Consider the following 20,893-nt stretch of genomic DNA (forward strand, 5'->3'; position numbering starts at 1 on the left):
ATAAAAGGATACCTATGTATTTTTTAACCTCTTAACGCCGTTGGTAAGTTAAGAGGCTTTATTTTTGCTTAAATTTCATAAAAAGAGGTGTGTAGTGTGAAAAAATGGAAATGGGTATTGTTTACAGCATTTGCGCTACTTTTAATAGCGCCGGAAATTGCCTATTCCATGCACATAATGGAAGGGTTTCTTCCTCTTAAATGGTGCATAATATGGGATATAGCTTCTTTGCCTTTTGTGGTTGTGGGACTTATAGCGATAAACAAAAAGGTAAAGGAAAATCCAAAGCTTAAAATGCTTTTGGGTTTTGCAGGTGCTTTTGCTTTTGTGCTTTCGGCCTTGAAAATCCCTTCAGTTACAGGAAGTTGTTCGCATCCAACCGGTGTAGGGCTTGGAGCTATACTCTTTGGACCTTTTGTTATGAGTGTTTTAGGCCTTATAGTGCTTTTGTTTCAGGCACTGCTTTTAGCTCATGGGGGTATAACAACTTTGGGTGCTAATACATTTTCCATGGCTATAGTAGGGCCAATTGCTTCCTATTATATATTTAAAGGAATAAAAAAAGCAGGTGGTCCAAATTGGCTTGCAGTATTTTTAGCTGCCTCAATTGGGGATTTGCTTACATATGTGACAACATCCCTCCAACTTGCTATTGCTTTTCCTACTGAAGTAGGCGGATTTACAGCCTCATTTTTAAAATTCATGGGGATATTTGCAGTGACACAGGTACCTTTGGCAATAAGTGAGGGGCTTTTAACTGTGCTTGTAATTAATATGCTAACTGCCTACAGCAAAGAGGAACTCATTGAGCTTAACGTTTTAGAGAAAGAAGGTAAGGCAGTATGAAGGATAAAAAGTTTTTAATGAAAAATTTGATATTAGGTTTGTTGGTCATTTTGCTGATCGTGTTTCCTCTTGTTACTATTAAAAACGCTGAATTTGCTGGCGCAGATGACAGGGCGACACAGGCTATTGCTGAGGTAGACAAAAATTATAAGCCATGGTTTGAACCAATTTGGGAGCCACCAAGCGGAGAAATTGAAAGCCTTTTGTTTGCGCTCCAAGCTGCAATTGGCGCAGGATTTTTAGGATATTATATAGGTGTTGCGAAGTGGAGAAAAAATGTTAATAGATAGTTACTCTTACACAAACAGGATGTACAATGTACATCCTGTTGAAAAACTTTTATTTGCCCTTTTAACAATGATTTTGTGCTTTGAATTTGATGCCTATACTAATATTGCAGTAATTATTTTGATGTTTGTGGTAACTGTATTTAAAGCGAAAATTCCAGCAAGAGTGTACATTAAGCTTATGCTAATTCCTTTTTCTTTTTTGATAATAAGCATATTGACACTTATCATAAATGTTATAGGGGATAAGAGTGTTGCATTAATAAGCCTTAATATTTTTGGAGTAACTTTAGGAATTACTGAAAAAGGCATTAATACTGCTGTTATTTTATTTTTCAGAGTTTTAGCAGTAGTGTCTTGTTTGTATTTTCTCGCTCTTACTACTCCTGTAGTTGACATTATAAATGTCTTAAAGAAATTAAAAATTCCTTCACTATTTTTGGAGTTACTTCAGCTAATTTACAGATTGATATTTGTTTTAGTCGAGGCTGCTGAGGAAATCTATATATCTCAGGATTCAAGATTGGGATATGCCACATTAAAAAATAGTTATAGGTCTTTAGGCTTTTTGATATCTTCTCTTTTTATTAAGTCTTACAAAGATTCACAGGATTTATATGTGGCTTTAGAAGCAAGGGGTTATAACGGAGAACTAAAAGTCATCGGTAAAGATTACAAATTTTGTTATAAAAATATAATATTTATTATTTTGATAGAACTAATTTTAATAAGCATATCAATGCTTTTAAGAAGGTGAACTATGAAAAAGCAATTTATATTAGAAGCGATAGATGTTACTTTTGAGTACAGCGACGGTACAAAAGCTTTAGATGGCGTAAATATATCGATAGAGAAGGGTAAAAAGACTGCAGTTTTAGGTCCAAACGGTGTAGGTAAAACAACACTGTTTTTGCACTTCAATGGAATTTTGAAACCTAAATCAGGAAAAATATTGTATAACGGGGAAGAAATAAAATACAATCGTACCGAACTTACCAAACTCAGAAAGAATGTGGGTATTGTTTTTCAAAATCCTGACATACAGCTTTTTTCTGCCAGTGTATACCAAGAGATTTCTTTTGGACCTATGAATTTGGGTTATCCAGAAAATATAGTAAAAGAAAAAGTGGAAAAAGCTATGAAACAAATGAGAATTATTGATTTAAAAGACAAGCCCACTCATTTTTTAAGCTATGGACAGAAAAAAAGCGTCTCAATAGCTGATATCATAGCTATGGAGCCTGAAGTCATTATACTGGATGAGCCAACGGTTTATTTAGATCCTAAGCATGTACAAGAAATCATGGGTTTGTTTGACAAATTAGCTGAAGAGGAAAAGACAATCATTTTATCAACTCATGATGTGGACTTTGCTTATTCATGGGCTGACTATATATATGTCATGAGGAAGGGAAAAGTTGTTGCAAAAGGCGAACCAGCAGTTGTTTTTACTAACGAAAAAGAACTCGATTGGAGTGATTTGAGAAAGCCTATGCTTTTGGAAATATATGAAATTTTAAAAGAAAAAGGAATTATGAATGGAAGTAATATACCAAAAAATATAGAGGAATTAAAAAAATGTATAAAATAAAAAGCTGCTGAAGCCTTAGCAGCTTTTATTCTATTTTATTTTCTTTTTGTCCTGAAGAGAATAATTGCTGTAAAATATCCAAAGAGAGCGCTGTCATCTTCCATTGACACGGGATGGGCAACGCCTATTCTACTACTAGGGGTATTACAGCAACATTTGCTGAAAGTGTTATAAAAGTGTCGGCAGAGCCCGCCCACGCTCCTACAGGGGAAGACACATACTACTTTTTACATTATCTCTTCCAAGGTCTTTTTAATTTCAAGAAGAAAACTTTCTGTATTTACAACAGTTTTATTTGGCAAATCAGAGAGAGCTGCTAAATCTTTTGTCATTATACCTTTTTCAATTGTTTGAAGAGATGCATTTTCCAGTTTGTCAGCAAAGTTTACGAGGCTTTCTATTCCGTCAAGTTCTCCTCTCTTTTTCAAAGCACCTGTCCATGCGAAAATTGTAGCAATAGAATTTGTAGAGGTCTCTTCTCCTTTAAGGTATTTGTAATAATGCCTTGTAACTGTTCCATGAGCTGCTTCAAATTCGTATTTGCCATCAGGAGATACTAGCACAGATGTCATCATGGCGAGGCTTCCAAATGCTGTTGCTACCATATCTGACATTACATCGCCGTCATAATTTTTGCATGCCCAAATCATTCCGCCTTCAGACCTTATAATTCGAGCCACAGCATCGTCAATAAGAGTATAGAAATATTCAATTCCCGCTTTCTCAAATTTTTCTTTATATTCATTTTCGTATATTTCCTGGAATATGTCTTTAAATCTGTGGTCATAAATTTTTGATATGGTGTCTTTGGTTGCGAACCACAAATCTTGCTTTGTATCTAAGGCATAGTTAAAACATGCTCTTGCAAAACTCTTTATCGATTCATCAGTGTTGTGCATGCCAAGGATGACACCAGGACCTTCAAATTCATGTATTGTTTGCCTTGACACTTCACCTGTTTCAGAGGTAAAAACAAGTTCTGCTTTTCCTTTGTTTTCAACCCGATATTCTACATCTTTATAAATGTCTCCATAGGCATGCCTTGCAATTGTAATGGGCTTTTTCCATGTTTTTACGAGAGGTTTAATACTTTCCACAATAATAGGTGTGCGAAAAACTGTGCCATCAAGTATTGCTCTGATTGTACCATTAGGGCTTTTCCACATTTTTTTAAGGTTGTATTCTTCAACTCTCTGGGCATTTGGAGTAATTGTTGCACATTTTACGCCGACACCATATTTTTTGATGGCATATGCCGCATTAACCGTGACCTGATCCTCTGTTTTATCTCTGTTTTTAATTCCAAGGTCATAATATTCCGTTTTAAGGTCTATATAGGGCTCTAAAAGTATTTCTTTTATCAATTTCCATATGATTCTTGTCATTTCGTCCCCGTCCATTTCAACGAGGGGTACCTTCATTTGAATTTTGTTAGCCATTTACTTCTCTCCTTTGTCTAAGATATAACAAAAACTTCGAAAATTTATCAATACAAATTGATAAAGCATAACTTGAATATTATTATATAGGATAAGTCATGTTTTCGCAACAGAAAAGTTATCTTATCCTAATTAATGGTCATTTTTTAATCAGTCCCTCCAAATAATAATCATAAAAGAATTTGAGAGTAATTCCATAGTCTCCATGGTATTTAAAAACTTTTTCTTTAAAATCCGCCAGTTTCAAATAATCACTGCAATATAATAATTCTCCCGTATAAATGACATTGTGTTGAAGGTTTAAAGGAGCTTTATTTAAATTTATCACATCAATGTCATCTCTTTTTGAATATTTCACTTATTTTAACTTCTAATGTAAGTTCTTCCTCCAATGAGACATTTTTATTGTATAAAACTGCAAAATCAATATCGCTGTTTTTGTTTTGATATTCCGTGGCACTACCAGATAACATTAGCCATATAATTGTAAAATATTAGGCGAAAAATGCATTTTCGTTCCCAAAAATGACACTTTCGTTCCAAAATCCACAAATTTAATTTCAAATATTGTATAATATTTAAAAAGTGTTTTTACATTTTTAGGGGTATAAAAAATGGACTTTTTATGTCCGCAGGAGGAATTACTTTCTTCTTATAAACGATGCAGTAAAATGGGTATTGACCATTCAATAACTGCGCCATTAATAATGCTAAAATCAAGCAGATTTAGAAATGATGTAATTATTCTTTCGATAGACAATAACAAGGAGGAATGAAAGATTTGCTTACTGTCAAAAATTTGTACAAAAAATACAATAAAAGCAAGATTATAGCTTTAAACAATGTATCCATGAATATAAATAAAGGGGAAATAGTAGGACTTCTTGGACCGAATGGAGCGGGTAAAACCACTTTACTTAAAATAATATGCGGTTTAACAATTCCTGATTCAGGTGAAGTTATTGTATCCAATGTCAAAATGGAGGATAAAACTCGATTGAAAATGATGGAAAAAATAGGCGTCGTACTCGAAGGCAACAGAAATTTATACTGGGCTATTTCGGTTCTTGATAATTATTATTATTTTGGAAGTATAAAAGGGAAAACAGGGAGAGAAATAAAGAAAAATATAGAAAAATACGCAGACATTCTAAAAACAAAAGAATTATTAACACGAAAAGTAAACACGCTTTCAATGGGTCAAAAACAAAGAGTAGCAATAACTGCTTCTTTACTTCACGAACCGGAGCTTTTAATTTTGGATGAACCTTTTAATGGATTAGATATAGAATCGCGTATTTTACTTACCAGTGCTGTTAAGACCTTGAGAGAGGAGATGAAAATAACAATATTGATTGCTTCTCATGATGTAGATTTTTTGAGAAAGACAGTTGACAGATTTATAATAATAAACAATGGGAACATCGTAGATGAATTCGCAAATATCAATATTACAGCAGAAGACATAGAAAATAAATATAAAATACATGCAAATTTAAAGGAGGCTTAAATATGTTCAAATATTTAAACATTGTAATAGCTGAAATAAGAAGAAGTTTAAAGGAAAGTTTTTCATATAAAATGGGTTTGGTCAGTGATATTGTAGTGTTAACACTTCTTTATGCTGGACTTATTTTCATGGATACGGGTAGTATGTTAGGAGAATATTATAACAATCCTGGAAATTCTAAAACGCTCCTTCTTTTGGGGTATATTTTTTGGAGTTATTCGATAGCAGCTATAAGTGGAGTAAGCAGTGAAATCAGTATAGAAGCAGTTAAAGGTACTTTGGAACAAAAATTTATGGCAGTAATTCCTTACCCTTTTCTTATAGCAGGAAATATAATTAGTAGCCTTCTATTAAGCAGTATCGTAGCTGCTGTAATAATTGCTTTTTCAAACCTAATTATAGGAGTGAGTATTACAGTAAATGGAAAAGTTATACTATCCCTTTTAATGACCTTAGTTGGAATGTATGGCATGGGTCTTATTTTGGGAGGACTTTCCCTAATAGCAAAAAGAATTAATCAATTAACACTACTTATACAAATCCTGCTTCTTTTTGTAACAGACACATTGAGTAAAACATCTCCTTCTAGCGCAATTAGTTGCATTATACCTCTTACAGTGGGAAATGATATAGCAAGAAAATCTGTAAGTAATATTGTTATTTCTTACAATGAGTGGCTGATGCTTATACTTGTGAGTATGCTGTGGTTTGTAGTTGGTTCGGCGATTTTTGGCATGAGTAGTAGATATGCCAGGAAAAATGGATTATTGGGTACATATTAGCTTTCTTTGGACTGGAGGAATCGCCGTTGTGAGCATGAGTTAATTAATACCTATCTCTAAGGAACAACCTATTTAACAACACACCACTGATAAATCCTCCTATGTGTGCCCACCAGGCTATTCCACCAACCGTTGTACTACCAATGACAGAATAGACCGTGCCGGAATAGAGCTGTGTCAGGAACCATAGGAAGAGGTAGACCACGGCGGGTATAGGAAGGAAGACTGGAACCAGGAAAAAGCTTGGTACCAGCGTAATTATCCTTGCCGACGGGAATAATACGAAATATGCACCCATAACGCCTGCAATAGCTCCAGAAGCCCCTACCACCGGCACTGGTGAGATGGGATTAAAAGCCATGTGAAATACACCTGCGATTACCCCACTAAGGAGGTAGAAAATGAGGAATTTTATATGACCCATCCTATCTTCAACATTATCTCCAAAAAGCCAAAGTATCCACATGTTGCTAATTAGGTGAAGTGTGTTACCGTGAAGAAACATACTGGTGATAAAAGGGTATAAGTCGCTGCTAGAAAAGGGTACACCGGATATAACCAGTTTTGTAACTTTTGCTGGTATAAGCCCGTATTTGTAAACAAACCCGGCAAAAGTGCTGTATGAAGCACTTGAAAGAGTGAAGAAGATGAGCGAATTTATTATTATGAGCAAGAGCGTAATGAGGGGTGGTCGTCTGCTTGGTATATTATCCCTGATTGGAAACATTTTTAACCCTCCACTTTTTTTATTCTACTTTTGCAGGAAAACCGAGTTCCGTATCAAATCAAAATTATATTAAGATTATAGCACAAGTAATTCTGAAAAAGTAATATTTTAATGATTAAGTAAATCTATTAAGTATCAAGAAAAGAGGAGGGCATTCTCCTCAATTTTTATAATTTCTAATTGTAAAATATTAGGCGAAAAATGCATTTTCGTTCCCCAAAATGACACTTTCGTTCCAAATTTCACAAATTTTGCTCTAAATATTGTATAATATTAAAAATGGTTCAATCTTTTTGGGGGTATAAAAAATGAATTTTTTATGCCTACAAGGGGAACTAATTTCTTCATATGAGCGATGTAGGGAAATTGGTATTGACCCTTCAATAACTCTGCCATTGGTGATATTAAATCCAGAAGATTTGCAAAAGAAAATACATACAAATAAAGAGCTCATAGAAGCTTTTCATATGAGTGTAGAAGAGGATTGGGCAAAAGGTGAGTATCTATTTTTGCTTAGCGATATTTACAAGGCATTATAGTTTAAAATACTATACGAAAGTATAGTGGATTTTATAGGAAGCGAGTGTTATAATTATAACGACTCTTTGGTTAATATTTTTAGCTCTTATATTTGCTTGATGTATGAAAAGAAAAAAGCTAAATGAAGAGAAAAACGTAATATAAGAAGGGAGAAAAATTTTGTGCGAGCAATAAATTTTTTAGGCAAAAATAACTGGTTATTTGCTGTTTTCACATTTATCATAAACATCATTTTTTATAAGGCATTGCCTGAGAATGTTGCTATTCAGTGGCACTTTGATGGTAGTATTTCAAATACTGTCTCTAAAATGACATTTGTTTTTATACTTCCTTTAATACAATTGTTATTTTATGGATATGTAAGGATCAAGACAAAAAGTATAGGGGAAACACTTTATACGTATTTATACGCTATTTTTGTTAATCTGCTTATGCTAATTGTAGATGTAATAATTCTTATAATAAATTTAAAAAGCGTTTTGAAAGGGTAATTGTAATTTTAACTTTTTGAAAACATTTTATAGTAAAATAAGTAAATAAAGGTGGATGGTACTAAAATGTCAAGAAGAATAATAAATTATTTTTATAAATGTGGTTATATTTTTCCAGTTATAACCTTTATTATAAATATTTTCGCATATAAGTATCTACCTGAAAGTATACCACTTCAAAGGGATACATTTGGAAATATAAATTATGCTGTATCTAAGTTGGAATTTATATTTTTTATACCTATATTGCAGTTGTTTTCTTATATTGCAATAAAATATCCTCAAGCAAAAGGGAAAAAGAAAATTTTTCATGGGACATATGATATTGCAGCAGGGGCTATACTTTTATTTTTTGACATTTTTCTATTGTATGTTTTTATACGAAAATAGTACCCTTTCTGATTATAAATAGTTAGAACTGTTAGAAGGCAACCTGATAGAGATATGTTAAAACTATGTTAAATTTTGCTACGCTTTGGAAATAAAAGAAGGATTTTAAGGAATTTTGTAGAATTTATAGTATTGTGTAAAAAATTTCTTGTCTAATAACTTCCAAATGGAGGTAATTTTATGGGATTAAAAATTAGAGAAGCTATTATTTCGGACTATGAAAATTTATTATTACTAGTGAAGGAAGTGCATGAGATTCATTATAAAGCTAGGCCAGATTATTACAAAGATACCGATATTCCACTGGACAAAGAAGATTTTATAAATAAGTTGTCTCACACAGAGTATAAAATTATGGTTGCAGAAAATGAAAACGATGAGATAGCAGGGTATATAATTTATAAAATAAAAAAGATTGAAGAGCATCCGCTTCTTGTTGACAGAGTAGTAGTATATATAGAAGATTTATGCGTAGCAGGAAGATTTAAAAGAAAAGGTATTGGAAAGAAACTTTTAGAAAGTGCTATTGAATATGGGAAAGAAATTAATGCTTCTTCAATTGAATTGACTGTATGGGCTTTTAATGAAAAAGCAATAAAATTTTATGAATCCCTGTCTTTCAAGCCTCAAAGTATAAAAATGGAAATGATTTTATAATCTAAAAGGGGTGCTTTAAATGTTTTTTGTAATGGTACTTGTTGATGTAATTATAGTATTTTCGTTCTTGTTTATAGCACTGAGAAAGGGAGATATACATATAAAAAACAAGATGTGGGTGTATTTGTTCATTTCTGGTTTTTTATTTCAAATAGTATTTTTATTGAGAAAGCACTGGGAAATTTATCTCTTAAGTTTAAACACTTCATTGTGGTATGTACTTACAATTGTGCAGGCGGATAATGCTTTTTGGGAAGAATTAGCCAAATTATTAGCTGTTTTGGTTGTAGTATACTTTCTTGATAAGAATATGATGGTACAATTTAAAGATTTAAAATATTCTACAGCGATTTTTACATATACAGGGCTTGCTTATGGTATAGGCGAAGCGATGTCTTTGATGTTTTTGCTTTATAATCCTCAATATGGTAGAGTTTTCGGAATGCAGTTTCCTGTAGGAACATTTGTCGGTTTTGTTTATGTTTTTGAAAGATTTCTTGCTATTCAAATGCACGGCATTATGGGAGGAATAATAGGAATAGGCTTTAGCAGGTATATTTTTAATAAAAAATTCGTTAGTCTCTTGATATATTTTGCTGTTGCAATGCTTTATCACATGTTTATTGACAACTTTGCGATGTTTTTTCAATATTATCCTGCTTTGCGTTCTGTTCTTATTTATGCTTATGTAGTATTTTTGCTGTCAAGTACACTGTTAGGCTATGTTTTGCTTTATTTTCTTTATAAAAATGCTATTAAAAGGGAAAGGAGAGTCTGAGTATGTTAAAAAAATTTTTACTGCCAGTTATAATTTTTACATTGTTTGTTCTTGCGGGCTGTTCATCAAATGCAAAGCCTATGGAGTTTGACAGGATTCCTTGGGGAGATTATCAGAGGCTTACCTATGATATTTTTGAAAATGACAAACTGGTAGGCACAGCAAAATTTACAATTGAAAAGTCTCAAAGCACAAGTACTTATGAGATATCGTCTATCACAAAGATTGATTCAACACAGCTGAATACCGGTACTACAGTTAAATCTGATACTTTAATGCCTGTAAGTTCTTACTACAATGTAATGTCACCACAAGGAGATATAAAAATAGAAACTACCTACAAGGATAAGTGGAATATTAAGGCTGAAACTTCCAAAGGGGAGCAGAATCTAACTGTTAAACTTCCTAAATATTATTATGACAATGACTCTATTCTTATGATTATGAGGGCATATCCCTTTCAAGTAGGAGCAGAGTTTACAATATATGATGCAATAGCTTCAACTGCTCAGATAGCACCTATTACAAATAAAGTTGTATCTAAAGAGAAAGTCATTGTCCCTTATGGAGAAGCAAAATGCTTTATGGTATTCAGATGATGAAAATAGGCTTTTGTATCAGTATGATAATGGAAAACTTGTGTATAAGCTTAAAAAGGTTGAAAATAACAAATAAAATATCCTGAACAAATCCTTTATAATGGTTTTAGAGTTAAGTCTATATAATTGCGTAAAAAGGAGTTGAGCCATTCCACCCTGGTTAGAATAGAAGAAGGATGAAAAGTTAGCTAAATTGTTGGAATTTGTGCAACAGATGAAAGGAACCGTCCCCTCTGTCTAATTAGTGACCTAGTATAATTTTAACATAAGGTTATAATTATGCATGTTAGGAGGAATTTGTATGAAAAAATTCTTTTGGTTGTTAGGCTTTCTTGGTTTTCTTGGTTTTTTAGGATTTTTTAAATCTTATATGTATTTTGCATTTTTTGCTTTTTTCTCTAACTTTTTTACTAGTCGATATATTAACATTCCACAAGATAAACAACTTCAAAACAAAATGGCAGAAGCGCATACAGTGAGTTTTGTTGTGACAAGTTTTTTCTTATCATTCATGCTAATAATGCTGATATTTAACGTAAGTTATGAAATTTTTAAAGCTATGTTTTGCATTGTTTTTGCTTTAATTTTTATTATAGATTCGTACTTACTTTATATAAATACACGGGAATTAATCAAAAATAAAACTTAGACTTCTGTTTTATCAGCCTATAACAGAATTATCAATTGGTACATAATTAACCTATGGGAGATGAAAAGAAATTACTCCACTACCTGCTGCAATATTTTTATGATTTGGATTACGCTTTAACTGTTAGAAATATAAAAAGGTAATAAGGTATAATTATGTTAAGCTTACGTTAAATTTTACTGTAGATTGGAAATAGAAGAAGGATTTTAGGGGATTTTGTAGAATTTATAGTATTGTGTTCCAGTGATTGTTCTTTATTATGGTTTGAGAGATTATAATTTGCATTTAAAATTCTGCATAAACGGAGGTCGAAGATGGATAGTGTACTTTCTGTAAAAAATCTAAAAAAGTATTATAGCAAGGTAAAAGCAGTTGATGGGATTTCATTTGAGATGTATCCTGGAGAAGTTGTAGTGCTTATAGGTCCAAATGGTGCAGGGAAAAGTACTACTTTAAAGATTTGATAGTGAGATGGGAGTGAGAGCTATGTCAAAAGAAAGAGAATATTATTACATAGGAAAGAGAAGAGGTGCTGATATATGGAAGCTTATACTTAAATATGGTGTACTTTCAGCATCTCATTTTGAAGTTCGATTTCCTGATGACCCAACAATGACACTTTCTGAAGGGGAAGAAGAATTTCTTGGGCTACCTGAAGTTTTTGTGGAGCCATGGAGTGGTATGAAGGGAGCTATTGCTGTAAAAGGGGAGATGACAAAAGAGGCAAGAGAATTATTCTTACAAATTATAGAAACTAGAAGAATAAGGCTTTGGGATTTTATACTTTTTAGAGATGAAAGAAAACTTCTATCAGTTTCAGATTTTGATGACCGCATTGTGACGGAGAATTTTGCTAAAGAATTTATGGAAAAACTCTTTCTTACTTGGTTTGAACCTATTCCAGAACCGGAAATTAAATCAGAGGGAATTTCAAAAGATTTTCTTGAAGAAGTCAGTCAAGCGATTCAAGAAGCATTATCTAAATTGGTACTAGACCTAGAAAATGATAAAAATTGAAGGTGAGGGATAATTTTGGTAGAAGTAAAGGGATTGACTAAAGTGTTTAAAAACATAAGAGCAGTAGACAATTTAAGTTTTAAGGTAGAAGAAGGAGAAATATACGGGCTTTTAGGTGAAAATGGTGCTGGTAAAACCACAACTTTAAGAATGCTTGCGACAATGCTTAAGCCTACAAGTGGAACAGCCATTATAAATGGGAAGGACTTAATAAAAGAACCAGAAGAGATAAGAAAAGAAATTGGGATACTTTTTGGAGGAGAAAGCGGTTTATATGACAGGCTTACTGCAAGGGAAAATATACTGTATTTTGCAGAGCTTCACGATATGGATAAAAAGGAGGCAAATAAAAAGATTGATATATTGGCACAAAAATTTGATATGACTGAATTTATTGATAGACCAGCAGGCAAGCTTTCAAAAGGAATGAAGCAAAAGGTAGCAATTTTGAGGTCAATAATACATGACCCTAAGGTGATGCTTTTTGATGAGCCAACGTCAGGACTCGATGTAGGTTCAGTAAGAGAAGTGCACGACTTTATAAGGTTTTGTAAAGAAGAAGGAAAGATAATTATTTTCTCAAGCCACAGCATGTCAGAGGTAGAAAAACTTTGCGACAAGATAGGCATAATACACAAAGGAAAACTTATAGAAGAAGGGACTATAAAAGATTTAAAGGAGAAATACAAAACAGACAATCTTGAAGAATTATTTATGGAATTGGTAGGTGAGAAAATTGAAGTTTAAGCATGTATACATAGTTTTAAAAAAAGAATTAAGGGACATTTTTAGAGATAAAAAGACATGGATTGTGACAATTTTACTTCCTGCTCTTTTTATTCCTATAATGATGTACATAGTAATAGGTGGAGCAGAAAGCATATCAGATCAAAAAATAAGCGATACAAAAATAGTAGTTTTGGATGAAGGAAATAATGTAAAATTTATAAATTATTTAAAATCAACAGGAATGAGTATAGTAACGGATTTGCAAAATCCCAAAGAAAGTCTTGAAAAAGGCGATATAAGGGCAATTGTAGTTATACCTTCTGATTTTGATAAAAATATAGAAGAAGGCAAAAACGCTGATTTGGTAATTCAGGTAGACATGTCAAATATGAAATCTTCAAATGCAGAGAATATGATAAGAGGTCTTATAAAAGAATATGCGAATAATATTGTAAAAGAAAGACTTATAGCAAAAGGGATAGATCCTAAAATATTAGATCCAATTGAAGTAAAAACTGAAAACATAGCTTCACAAAGTAAAATGGCAGGTTCTTTTTTAGCATTCATTGTACCAATGCTTTTGACTTTATGGACGGCAACAGGAGGTATGGGAGCAGCTGTTGATTTGGCAGCAGGTGAGAAAGAAAGAGGTACGTTAGAACCTTTACTTACGACTTCTGCATCAAGGCTTTCTATAATGGCAGGCAAATACTTAGCTGTAACAACCATGGCACTTATAAGTGCTATTGCTTCACTTTTGGGACTTTTTGCTTCCTTTTCTTTAAATAAAGATATGGCATCTTTAAATGCCGATTTTAGGTTGAGTACAACGGCAATAGTTGTCATGTTCGTGGCTGCCTTTTTTACAGCATCAATATTTGCTGCACTGGAGCTTGCTTTAAGTGCATATGCAAAATCTTTTAAAGAAGGGCAGACATATATTTCACCTTTAATGTTTATTGCAATAATTCCGGCATATTTGGTGATGTATAAAATGCCAAATGAAATACCTATATCTTATTTTGCAATACCTGTATTTGGGACTATTTCAATATTTAAAGAATTACTTTATGGAATTATTAATATGACACACATAGGGATATTTGTATTTTCATCAATAGTATATGTGGCTATTAGTATATATATAGCAGCACTAATGTTTAAACAGGAATGGGCATTATTTAGGGTGTGAAAATAGTCTCGGAATATATAGTTTCTCCTAATATTTTTAAGTATTCGTTAAGATGATGTTATTATAAATTGTTTGCTACGGATAACATTAATAACTTTTAAAATTTTTATTAAGAAAGGATGGCGAATAGGTTGTTTACAGGAGAAAAGGTAAAACTTAGGGCTTATAGAAAAGAGGATGTGGAACTGGCTTTGAAATTTATAAATGATCCGGAAGTAAAAAGATATTTGACTCCCGGGATTCCCTATCCTTTGACACTAGAAGATGAATACAAATGGTTTGAAAGCTTATCTTCTTCAAAGGACACATATAGTTTTGCAATTGAAACCCTTGAGGAGGGAAAGTACATAGGAGGTTGTGGAATAGATAAAATCGACTGGAAAAATAAGGTGGCGGTTGTGGGAATTTTTATTGGGAACAAGGAATATTGGGGAAAGGGATACGGCACGGATGCAATGAAAGTACTGATAAGATTTATATTTGAACAGATGAACATAAATAGAGTGGAATTATATGTCTATTCCTATAACACTCGTGCTATAAAATCTTATGAAAAATGTGGATTTGTCAAAGAAGGTGTATTGAGAAAGAGGTTGTTTAGAGATGGCAGATACTATGATGAGTATATAATGAGTATATTAAAAGAGGAATTTGACGAGATATATGGCTGAATACGGGGGAGATACCAAAATTTTGCCGTTATATTAATGAAAAACTGCTTATGTCCGAGATACCTAGGCAATTTAAATAAATGAAATAATATTGAATGGGGTATATAAATATGTTAATTTTTGGTTTCTTAACATTATATGAAATAATAAAACAGGTATGTTTTTACATGTATGAAATATATGAATATGAAAAAGATAAATTATCTAAATGGGTAGTGGACTTTGTAGAGAAAAGAAAGGCATTCTACAGCAGATGGCGTAATGTTCCGAATGATGATGATATTATTTATAAAATGATTAGAACTTCAAAGTTTGGATTTCTTATGTGGTTTATGACGACGGTGTATGGATATATTTACGCTAAAGGAATAAATAGTGCAATAGGGTTCTATGTAATTTTTGGAATTTTGTTGTTATTCGAAGGAATAGAACAAATCTACTTTTATAAGTACAAAAATTACAAAATGCATGGGTACAAAAATCTTTCAAAACGTACGATAAAATATGTAGAAACAGAAATAAAAACATACAATGTAGCCTATAAAATTCGGCGCGACACTCTAGACCAAAATAGGTTAAACAGCATCATAAGACACAAATGGATAAACATTGCTGGTTACAGTTTGCTTTTAATATTAGAGTATAGCGGTTTTTTCAAATATATATCAAACTTATTTTGGAAATATGTAACAATTTTAAGAGGATAAGATGAATGTAGGTTTCAGTTCTGTTCTGCTTAAAAAATATGTTGACAAGCTGTACAAGGGATTAAAGCCCTTGTATTTTTTATATTGCGACATTACATTAAGCAGACGCCGTGGACGGTTCCTCTCATCTGAACAATTTAACTTCAGATAAAAGGAACTGTCCCTTTTGTCTGTAACCATTTTGTAGCCAGAATTTAAGAATTTCTTAATAAATTTTAACATTTAAAGAGGTATAATGGAAGAAAAGAGAGAGGCAAGGAGGGGAAGGAGATGAAAGAAAATAAGGTGGAATTAGCTTTTATTGGGTATTTAGCTAGATATGTTAGGTTAGAATCTGTAAAGCTTAAAAAGAAATATCAAGAAGTAAAATATAGAAAACTTTTAATATTAGATGCACCAAGAAATAATGGGGATAGTGAGGGTAAAAAAGAGGTAATTGATAGCATCACATACAGTTGTCTCTCATTATAAAATTTTGTATCATGGAATATTTTTTAGAAATTTTAGATTTTATATAGATAAGGGGAAAATAAAAAAATGGGAGGTGAAAATGTTTATAAAACGTTACCCGGGAATAATATATGAGGGAGGAGAATGTAAATTATGAAAAAATTGTTTGTTACGTTCCTTTTAACACTATGCTTAATATGTGGAACATTTATTAAAGTAAATGCATGTTAAGATAATGAAATTAACGTGAAAAGTGAGATTGTGAACCTGATTACGAAAGCTTATGAATATAGAGCGAAATAAATAGTTAATCAATCTATTAGCGACGAATTGGGTCTTTTCTACGTAAAAGGTGAGAAAATATATGATTTTGAAAAGAATAGATATCAGAGTTACAATAAAATGGAAAATAAATTGGATTTAAAAATAATAGATATTAAATCTAGCATAAAAATTAATGATATTAAAATACTGAGTGATGATAAGGCCCAAGTAAAATTAAGGGAGATTGTAAGTTACAAATGGCTGTGCAAAAATGATAACCCAAGAACTATTAAACCTAATAGTTCTGAAATGGGGATTGACCATAAAATTGGTTTAGTTCAAAGACATAATTAGTAAATTTATTAATTGCCCAAAAAGAGGAGTGTATTCTCCTCAATTTTTTATGATTACCAATTGTAAGATATTAGGTGAAAAATGCGTTTTCGTTCCCAAAAATGACACTTTCGTTCCAAAATCCACAAATTTAACTTTAAATGTTGTATAATATAAGAAATATGTTAAAACTATGTTAAATTTTTGTTATAGATTGGCAATGAAAGGAGGATTATAGAGAATTTTGTAGAAATTATAAGACAACGGGCATTTAATCTATAAACTTAAAACAGTTGAAAATACACACTAAGATGGAGGTTTTAAGATGAACAGCGTACTTAGTGTAAAAAATTTAAAAAAGTATTACGGCAAAATAAAAGCGGTTGATGGCATTACTTTTGAACTTTATCCCGGTGAAGTCGTGGGTCTTATTGGTCCAAACGGGGCAGGTAAAAGTACTACTTTAAAGACTATAGTAGGACTTTTGAGAAAGACAGAGGGAGAGATAAAGGTATGCGGTTATGACTATAAAGACAAAGAGGCGCGAAAAAAGCTTTCCTACATACCTGAAATTCCTGACATATACCCAATGCTTACAGTTTGGGAGCATATGAAGTTTATTGCTCTTGCTTACAACCTTGACAATTGGGAAAAAGAGGCTTTGAGATATCTTGAAGCCTATGACCTTTTGGATAAAAAAGATGAATTAGGGGCAAATCTGTCAAAAGGCATGAGGCAAAAGGTGATGGTTATTTGCGGCCTTTTGCACAAACCTGAGGTAATGCTTTTTGATGAACCCTTTGTAGGGCTTGACCCTAAGGCGATTAGAGAGCTTAAAGATACCATACGCGAACTTAAAAAAGAAGGCAAATCTGTTCTTTTGAGTACACACATGCTAGATTCAGTTCAAAATCTTGGAGACAGAGTGCTTATTTTAAAAGCGGGAAAGCTCATCTATGAAGGTACTCTTGAAGAGGTTATGGAAAAAGCAGGACCTAATGGCACATTAGAAGACCTCTTTTTGGAGGTGACAAAATGACAGAAATAAAGGCTTTGCTTACATTGGACTTATTAAGATTTAAAAATTTTGTGAAGGATATAATCAAAAACCCCAAAAGAATATTTATATATCTTCTTCAATTTATCTGGTTTGTATTCATTTTAATACCCGTGATAACAAAGAGGGGAAAGACATTCAATGAAATAAGTACGATAAAATTTGAAGTTTTTAATGCAGTTTTGATAGCGGTCATGCTTTTGGGAGTTTTTGCTTCTTTATTTACCTCCTTAAGACAGCCGGGAATTATATTGAGCCCAGGAGATACAGCTTTTTTGTTGTCTTCCCCGATAAGAGAAAGAATGATATTTTTCTGGTACATGGTAAGGAGCATTTTTAAAAATTTATTTATTGCTGTTCTATTTATCATATATCTGCCTTTTTTAAGTGTTACAATGGAAATTTTCAAATATTCACAGAACTTAATTTGGGGATACCTCGGAGTATTTACTTTTTATCTTGCACTTAGTCCTTTAAGCTTTTTATTTTACTCCATTTCAATGAAGTTTAATGCAAAAGAGATAATAAAATACATTTTATGGAGTGTATTAGTCTTGGTTCTCGGTTCTGCAGTGTATTTTGCCTATAAAGAGCAAAACATTTATGGTTTTATTGAATATTTTGACTTAAAAGGATGGGATTATGTTCCTATTATAGGACCTTCAAAAGGACTTATACTTTCATATTTTACTGGTAATTCTCACAACGCAATAATACAGATAATTTTACAATTTGTAACAATAGTTTTGCTTGTATTTATAGGACTTTATTTTGCGACAGACTATTATGAGGAAGTTGTCACTTACAATGAAAAGATAAGAAAGATAAGAGAAAAGGCCGATAAAGGTGACTTGTCAGGTACGGAAGAAAATGTAAAAAAGAAAAAAAGAAAAGTAGAAGTGAAATTTTCACCAAAAGGTCCATGGGCTTTTATATGGCTTAAAATGGTAGAAAATAAAAGACAGATAGGCTCTATATATTTTAATTTTTATAACCTCTTTTTGCTTGTAATTTCAATTGCTTTTGGATATTTTCTTCCTAAAAATGATAGCACTATAATATTTGTTTTGGCTTTTATGTACGCTTATATGGCTTGGCTTTTGAGTATGGTCTCAACAATAGGGGCAGAATTAAATAGAATGTACATTTACATAATTCCGGGAGAAGGCATAGAAAAGCTTATTGCAGTAAACTTTGTACCTCTTTTAAAATCGTTTATAACAGCGATACTTCTTATAGTACCTGCTTCAATTTTTATAAAACCCGGCTTGCTTAATACTATTGCAGCTATACTGTTTATAATAAGTCTTTCGGTTTTACAGAATTTTTCCTACGCTTTTTTGCTTACTTTTATGCCATCAAAAGAAGACATTAAAATAGCAATACCTTTTTTTAGGTTGTTTGGATTATTATTTGTGCTTATACCTGTAGGATTAGTTTCCATTCCTTTGGGTATTGCGACAAAAAGTATGGGAATAGGCATTTTATCAGCTTCTATAATAATGCTTTTAGAAGCGGGAATGTTTTTGCTCTTTGCAAATTATATATTTGAGAGGTTGGAGCTGAAGTGAGGGAAAATTTTGATGGGAGATATAAAGTCTAATGAAATACTTTTTTCTTATAAAAAGTGTCTGGAAATAGGACTTACAAAATCGATAGTTACTCCATTAATATCTTTAGAAGAAGATGAATTGAAAAAGAGATTACAAGAGAATAAAAAACTTATAGAAGTTTTTAGAAAATGTGTTAATAGGGTACGTACACAATTGAAGAAAAGATATATTTTTTTGCTGGTAGATAGTGAAGGATACCTTTTAGATGTTTTATACAACAAAAAAATATACAAGGATATTACTGACTTAGGCATTAGGAGAGGAACCTCTTTTAAGGAGGAAAGCTGTGGGACAAATGCCATTTCATTGGCTATGAAATTAAAGCAGCCAATTTACTTAAAACCGGAAGAGCATTATTGTGATATTTTCAAACAATGGTACTGTATAGCCACGCCTTTTCACATAGATAATCAGATAGTAGGCTATTTGGATATATCAATAATAGAACATAATATGGCAGATGAAATGATGGGATTTATAGATTTATTAGTATATAAAATTGCCAACGAATATAAAAGAGAAATGGATTTAGAATCACAAGAAGACCTTGAAAAATTGACAGATAAACAGATTGAAATAATAAAAAAGTGTGCAAAAGGATACACAGAATTAGCTATATCGATGGAACTCGGACTAAAACCATCTACGGTAAAGTATCATAAAAAAGAAATTATTAAAAAATTGCGAGTAAAAAACTTTCAACAGGCGATTGCAAAAGCTATTAAGCTTAATTTAATAGATTAAATTTGGACTATACTTTTGTATAGTTTTTTTATTTTTTTGCTAAAACTATACAAAGATATAGTAGACATTGAAAAAAATGTATTATAAAATAAAAATGAATAAAAAATTAGTTGAGTTAGGGGATAGTATACTGGAATAAAATGCAAGTATATAAAAAATAAAGTTGGTACCCATAAAGGAATTAATTGTGATGTGTGTTATAGCTTCAATGATGCATGGGAAATTTTAGGGCAGATTCTAATTGTATTGAATATAACGCAGAAAGTTTTTAAAAGGAGAAAAAAATAGTTATGTTTAAACAATTAATGCTTCTTCTTTATCCAATTGATAGAAATGAAGATATTATATGTTATTAAACTGAGGGGAGAATGTAAAATGAGATTCTTTCCGGTAGTTTTACTATTTATATATATTAAAATAATCTTTCAATTTTTACTGCGTGTAATAGATAAAATTGGATGAATTATCATGTGAAAGAAACAAAACAAATTTTTGTGGTGCAGTAATTTTTTAATATTTTATTGTTCGATAAGATAGCACTATTTATTAGGCAAACATTTTTAATAAAGTTGTCAAATAAAAGAAACCTTATTTAGAAAGGTGTGAAGAAATTGAAAAGGACTGAAGGATAAAAGGAAGGAGGGCCTAATAACTATAAAGTTTTTTCTCAAACCAATGAGTAAACTTGTTGAATTATGTTGCTTTGGCTGGGGTAAACAGTGTAAATAATGATTGTGGAACACAGTGCTTAGATAAGAGGATATAAGCCAATGTGATTTTACGCATAAACAAGTAGAGTGTTATAAGCGATATACTGCTACATCATAGTA

Annotated in this window: 26 protein-coding genes and 2 pseudogenes; 24 read left to right on the forward strand and 4 right to left on the reverse strand. The window is 31.9% G+C overall.

Annotation, left to right across the window (positions count from 1 at the left end):
• The first annotated feature begins 96 nt into the window (after window positions 1-96).
• From TETH514_RS01630 to TETH514_RS01645, 4 genes are read left to right on the forward strand one after another with little or no spacing between them, the layout of a single operon-like run.
• Window positions 97-846 (forward strand): energy-coupling factor ABC transporter permease, encoded by a 750-nt coding sequence (locus TETH514_RS01630; RefSeq protein WP_009051831.1) that lies wholly within the window; start codon window positions 97-99, stop codon window positions 844-846.
• The gene (locus TETH514_RS01635) at window positions 843-1,136 is read left to right on the forward strand and encodes an energy-coupling factor ABC transporter substrate-binding protein (RefSeq protein WP_009051830.1); all 294 of its coding nucleotides are present in this window, start codon (window positions 843-845) and stop codon (window positions 1,134-1,136) included. The genes TETH514_RS01630 and TETH514_RS01635 overlap by 4 nt, the downstream gene beginning before the upstream one ends.
• Window positions 1,123-1,890, forward strand: a complete 768-nt coding sequence (gene cbiQ, locus TETH514_RS01640; RefSeq protein WP_009051829.1) for a cobalt ECF transporter T component CbiQ — start codon at window positions 1,123-1,125, stop codon at window positions 1,888-1,890. Before TETH514_RS01635 ends, cbiQ begins: the two co-directional genes overlap by 14 nt.
• A 3-nt stretch (window positions 1,891-1,893) precedes the next feature.
• The gene (locus TETH514_RS01645; RefSeq protein ID WP_009051828.1) at window positions 1,894-2,724 is read left to right on the forward strand and encodes an energy-coupling factor ABC transporter ATP-binding protein; all 831 of its coding nucleotides are present in this window, start codon (window positions 1,894-1,896) and stop codon (window positions 2,722-2,724) included.
• A gap of 227 nt (window positions 2,725-2,951) precedes the next feature.
• Here the strand turns inward: TETH514_RS01645 and TETH514_RS01650 are convergent, their stop codons facing one another.
• The 3 genes from TETH514_RS01650 to TETH514_RS12815 all read right to left on the reverse strand — a co-directional run bounded on the left by TETH514_RS01650 (window position 2,952) and on the right by TETH514_RS12815 (window position 4,636).
• Entirely contained in the window at window positions 2,952-4,163 is a 1,212-nt protein-coding gene (locus TETH514_RS01650; RefSeq protein WP_009051827.1) for an NADP-dependent isocitrate dehydrogenase, read from the reverse strand.
• Window positions 4,164-4,302: 139 nt separating this feature from the next.
• The gene (locus tag TETH514_RS12810) at window positions 4,303-4,521 is read right to left on the reverse strand and encodes a hypothetical protein (protein ID WP_012268589.1); all 219 of its coding nucleotides are present in this window, start codon (window positions 4,519-4,521) and stop codon (window positions 4,303-4,305) included.
• Complete coding sequence (locus TETH514_RS12815) at window positions 4,499-4,636, reverse strand: nucleotidyltransferase domain-containing protein (protein WP_232195878.1); 138 nt, start codon at window positions 4,634-4,636, stop codon at window positions 4,499-4,501. The genes TETH514_RS12810 and TETH514_RS12815 overlap by 23 nt, the downstream gene beginning before the upstream one ends.
• A 308-nt stretch (window positions 4,637-4,944) precedes the next feature.
• On the opposite strand from TETH514_RS12815, the gene TETH514_RS01660 reads away from it, so the two are divergent.
• Window positions 4,945-5,673, forward strand: a complete 729-nt coding sequence (locus TETH514_RS01660) for an ABC transporter ATP-binding protein (RefSeq protein WP_009051826.1) — start codon at window positions 4,945-4,947, stop codon at window positions 5,671-5,673.
• 2 nt (window positions 5,674-5,675) lie between these two features.
• The gene (locus TETH514_RS01665; protein WP_003867116.1) at window positions 5,676-6,455 is read left to right on the forward strand and encodes an ABC transporter permease; all 780 of its coding nucleotides are present in this window, start codon (window positions 5,676-5,678) and stop codon (window positions 6,453-6,455) included.
• A gap of 43 nt (window positions 6,456-6,498) precedes the next feature.
• Here the strand turns inward: TETH514_RS01665 and TETH514_RS01670 are convergent, their stop codons facing one another.
• The gene (locus TETH514_RS01670; RefSeq protein WP_009051825.1) at window positions 6,499-7,182 is read right to left on the reverse strand and encodes a rhomboid family intramembrane serine protease; all 684 of its coding nucleotides are present in this window, start codon (window positions 7,180-7,182) and stop codon (window positions 6,499-6,501) included.
• Between the two features lie 308 nt (window positions 7,183-7,490).
• Between TETH514_RS01670 and TETH514_RS01675 the strand changes: the two are divergent.
• From TETH514_RS01675 to TETH514_RS01755, 18 genes and pseudogenes are all read left to right on the forward strand, one after another.
• Window positions 7,491-7,706 (forward strand): annotated as a pseudogene (locus TETH514_RS01675) (LuxR family transcriptional regulator); the annotation flags it as partial.
• Window positions 7,707-7,883: 177 nt separating this feature from the next.
• Window positions 7,884-8,213 carry a DUF1648 domain-containing protein gene (locus TETH514_RS01680; RefSeq protein WP_009051824.1) on the forward strand — a complete coding sequence of 110 codons (330 nt, stop codon included), beginning with the start codon at window positions 7,884-7,886 and terminating at the stop codon, window positions 8,211-8,213.
• Window positions 8,214-8,279: 66 nt separating this feature from the next.
• Window positions 8,280-8,603 (forward strand): DUF1648 domain-containing protein, encoded by a 324-nt coding sequence (locus TETH514_RS01685; protein WP_006569183.1) that lies wholly within the window; start codon window positions 8,280-8,282, stop codon window positions 8,601-8,603.
• Between the two features lie 180 nt (window positions 8,604-8,783).
• Window positions 8,784-9,260 carry a GNAT family N-acetyltransferase gene (locus tag TETH514_RS01690; protein ID WP_003870917.1) on the forward strand — a complete coding sequence of 159 codons (477 nt, stop codon included), beginning with the start codon at window positions 8,784-8,786 and terminating at the stop codon, window positions 9,258-9,260.
• 19 nt (window positions 9,261-9,279) lie between these two features.
• On the forward strand, window positions 9,280-10,038 hold the full coding sequence (locus TETH514_RS01695; RefSeq protein WP_003870918.1) for a hypothetical protein: 759 nt from the start codon (window positions 9,280-9,282) through the stop codon (window positions 10,036-10,038).
• 2 nt (window positions 10,039-10,040) lie between these two features.
• Complete coding sequence (locus TETH514_RS01700; RefSeq protein WP_009051822.1) at window positions 10,041-10,637, forward strand: DUF3108 domain-containing protein; 597 nt, start codon at window positions 10,041-10,043, stop codon at window positions 10,635-10,637.
• Window positions 10,638-10,938: 301 nt separating this feature from the next.
• Window positions 10,939-11,286 carry a DUF3796 domain-containing protein gene (locus TETH514_RS01705; RefSeq protein ID WP_006569170.1) on the forward strand — a complete coding sequence of 116 codons (348 nt, stop codon included), beginning with the start codon at window positions 10,939-10,941 and terminating at the stop codon, window positions 11,284-11,286.
• A 314-nt stretch (window positions 11,287-11,600) separates the two neighbouring features.
• Window positions 11,601-11,744, forward strand: a pseudogene (locus tag TETH514_RS12165) (ATP-binding cassette domain-containing protein); the annotation flags it as partial.
• Window positions 11,745-11,772: 28 nt separating this feature from the next.
• Window positions 11,773-12,303, forward strand: a complete 531-nt coding sequence (locus tag TETH514_RS01710) for a hypothetical protein (RefSeq protein ID WP_009051801.1) — start codon at window positions 11,773-11,775, stop codon at window positions 12,301-12,303.
• Window positions 12,304-12,318: 15 nt separating this feature from the next.
• Window positions 12,319-13,050 (forward strand): ATP-binding cassette domain-containing protein, encoded by a 732-nt coding sequence (locus TETH514_RS01715; protein WP_009051821.1) that lies wholly within the window; start codon window positions 12,319-12,321, stop codon window positions 13,048-13,050.
• Window positions 13,031-14,224 carry an ABC transporter permease gene (locus TETH514_RS01720; protein ID WP_009051820.1) on the forward strand — a complete coding sequence of 398 codons (1,194 nt, stop codon included), beginning with the start codon at window positions 13,031-13,033 and terminating at the stop codon, window positions 14,222-14,224. The genes TETH514_RS01715 and TETH514_RS01720 overlap by 20 nt, the downstream gene beginning before the upstream one ends.
• A gap of 131 nt (window positions 14,225-14,355) precedes the next feature.
• Window positions 14,356-14,895 carry a GNAT family N-acetyltransferase gene (locus TETH514_RS01725; protein WP_009051819.1) on the forward strand — a complete coding sequence of 180 codons (540 nt, stop codon included), beginning with the start codon at window positions 14,356-14,358 and terminating at the stop codon, window positions 14,893-14,895.
• A 110-nt stretch (window positions 14,896-15,005) separates the two neighbouring features.
• Window positions 15,006-15,602 (forward strand): hypothetical protein, encoded by a 597-nt coding sequence (locus TETH514_RS01730; protein ID WP_009051818.1) that lies wholly within the window; start codon window positions 15,006-15,008, stop codon window positions 15,600-15,602.
• Between the two features lie 270 nt (window positions 15,603-15,872).
• Window positions 15,873-16,073, forward strand: coding sequence for a hypothetical protein (locus TETH514_RS01735; protein WP_009051817.1), 201 nt, complete (start codon window positions 15,873-15,875; stop codon window positions 16,071-16,073).
• A 381-nt stretch (window positions 16,074-16,454) separates the two neighbouring features.
• Window positions 16,455-16,670: a hypothetical protein gene (locus TETH514_RS01740; protein WP_009051816.1), complete on the forward strand. Its 216-nt coding sequence runs from the start codon at window positions 16,455-16,457 to the stop codon at window positions 16,668-16,670.
• Between the two features lie 304 nt (window positions 16,671-16,974).
• Window positions 16,975-17,688, forward strand: coding sequence for an ABC transporter ATP-binding protein (locus TETH514_RS01745; RefSeq protein ID WP_009051815.1), 714 nt, complete (start codon window positions 16,975-16,977; stop codon window positions 17,686-17,688).
• The gene (locus tag TETH514_RS01750) at window positions 17,685-19,277 is read left to right on the forward strand and encodes a putative ABC exporter domain-containing protein (RefSeq protein ID WP_009051814.1); all 1,593 of its coding nucleotides are present in this window, start codon (window positions 17,685-17,687) and stop codon (window positions 19,275-19,277) included. Before TETH514_RS01745 ends, TETH514_RS01750 begins: the two co-directional genes overlap by 4 nt.
• Before the next feature lie 12 nt (window positions 19,278-19,289).
• A complete protein-coding gene (locus TETH514_RS01755) occupies window positions 19,290-20,063 on the forward strand; it encodes a helix-turn-helix transcriptional regulator (protein ID WP_009051813.1) in 774 nt (257 codons plus the stop codon).
• Window positions 20,064-20,893 lie beyond the last annotated feature (830 nt).

It is taken from the genome of Thermoanaerobacter sp. X514 (assembly GCF_000019065.1).
GTDB lineage: Bacteria > Bacillota > Thermoanaerobacteria > Thermoanaerobacterales > Thermoanaerobacteraceae > Thermoanaerobacter > Thermoanaerobacter pseudethanolicus.

What these genes read in the sequence shown, in the direction of transcription:
- TETH514_RS01635 (WP_009051830.1), top strand. Translation starts at nt 843, where the DNA reads ATGAAGGATAAAAAGTTTTTAATGAAAAATTTGATATTAGGTTTGTTG.
- cbiQ (WP_009051829.1), top strand. Translation starts at nt 1,123, where the DNA reads ATGTTAATAGATAGTTACTCTTACACAAACAGGATGTACAATGTACAT.
- TETH514_RS01645 (WP_009051828.1), top strand. Translation starts at nt 1,894, where the DNA reads ATGAAAAAGCAATTTATATTAGAAGCGATAGATGTTACTTTTGAGTAC.
- TETH514_RS01650 (WP_009051827.1), bottom strand. Translation starts at nt 4,163, where the DNA reads ATGGCTAACAAAATTCAAATGAAGGTACCCCTCGTTGAAATGGACGGG.
- TETH514_RS12815 (WP_232195878.1), bottom strand. Translation starts at nt 4,636, where the DNA reads ATGTTATCTGGTAGTGCCACGGAATATCAAAACAAAAACAGCGATATT.
- TETH514_RS01665 (WP_003867116.1), top strand. Translation starts at nt 5,676, where the DNA reads ATGTTCAAATATTTAAACATTGTAATAGCTGAAATAAGAAGAAGTTTA.
- TETH514_RS01670 (WP_009051825.1), bottom strand. Translation starts at nt 7,182, where the DNA reads ATGTTTCCAATCAGGGATAATATACCAAGCAGACGACCACCCCTCATT.
- TETH514_RS01685 (WP_006569183.1), top strand. Translation starts at nt 8,280, where the DNA reads ATGTCAAGAAGAATAATAAATTATTTTTATAAATGTGGTTATATTTTT.
- TETH514_RS01690 (WP_003870917.1), top strand. Translation starts at nt 8,784, where the DNA reads ATGGGATTAAAAATTAGAGAAGCTATTATTTCGGACTATGAAAATTTA.
- TETH514_RS01695 (WP_003870918.1), top strand. Translation starts at nt 9,280, where the DNA reads ATGTTTTTTGTAATGGTACTTGTTGATGTAATTATAGTATTTTCGTTC.
- TETH514_RS01700 (WP_009051822.1), top strand. Translation starts at nt 10,041, where the DNA reads ATGTTAAAAAAATTTTTACTGCCAGTTATAATTTTTACATTGTTTGTT.
- TETH514_RS01705 (WP_006569170.1), top strand. Translation starts at nt 10,939, where the DNA reads ATGAAAAAATTCTTTTGGTTGTTAGGCTTTCTTGGTTTTCTTGGTTTT.
- TETH514_RS01710 (WP_009051801.1), top strand. Translation starts at nt 11,773, where the DNA reads ATGTCAAAAGAAAGAGAATATTATTACATAGGAAAGAGAAGAGGTGCT.
- TETH514_RS01730 (WP_009051818.1), top strand. Translation starts at nt 15,006, where the DNA reads ATGTTAATTTTTGGTTTCTTAACATTATATGAAATAATAAAACAGGTA.
- TETH514_RS01735 (WP_009051817.1), top strand. Translation starts at nt 15,873, where the DNA reads ATGAAAGAAAATAAGGTGGAATTAGCTTTTATTGGGTATTTAGCTAGA.
- TETH514_RS01740 (WP_009051816.1), top strand. Translation starts at nt 16,455, where the DNA reads ATGGAAAATAAATTGGATTTAAAAATAATAGATATTAAATCTAGCATA.
- TETH514_RS01745 (WP_009051815.1), top strand. Translation starts at nt 16,975, where the DNA reads ATGAACAGCGTACTTAGTGTAAAAAATTTAAAAAAGTATTACGGCAAA.
- TETH514_RS01750 (WP_009051814.1), top strand. Translation starts at nt 17,685, where the DNA reads ATGACAGAAATAAAGGCTTTGCTTACATTGGACTTATTAAGATTTAAA.
- TETH514_RS01755 (WP_009051813.1), top strand. Translation starts at nt 19,290, where the DNA reads ATGGGAGATATAAAGTCTAATGAAATACTTTTTTCTTATAAAAAGTGT.